At 70.5% G+C, this 241-nt stretch carries 1 protein-coding gene; it reads left to right on the top strand.

Annotated features, from left to right (window positions below):
* Positions 1-241 (top strand): hypothetical protein (locus HMPREF0072_RS11460; RefSeq protein ID WP_211204232.1); only part of this gene is annotated, 241 nt, incomplete at both ends.

A 241-nucleotide genomic window follows, 5' to 3' on the forward strand; every position in this document is an offset into this window, starting at 1 on the left:
GCTGCTCGTGATCGTCGCCGCGTTCGTGTTCGCCGGCAACAACGCGGTCGGCTACATGACCACCGGCGGATACATCCAGGGGTACGCCACCGATCCCGCGGGCCCCATCGGCCTCGAGCGCGGCCCCGTCCTCTGGGCTGTCGCCGGATCTGCGGTCACCTGGCTGCTCACGACGCTCCTCGCGGGGTGGCTGTCCGACCGCATCGGCCGCCGCACGACGTACATCATCGGCTGGGTGCTG

The sequence above is a fragment of the Anaerococcus lactolyticus ATCC 51172 genome, assembly GCF_000156575.1.
In the GTDB taxonomy this organism is placed as follows: Bacteria; Bacillota; Clostridia; order Tissierellales; family Peptoniphilaceae; genus Anaerococcus; species Anaerococcus lactolyticus.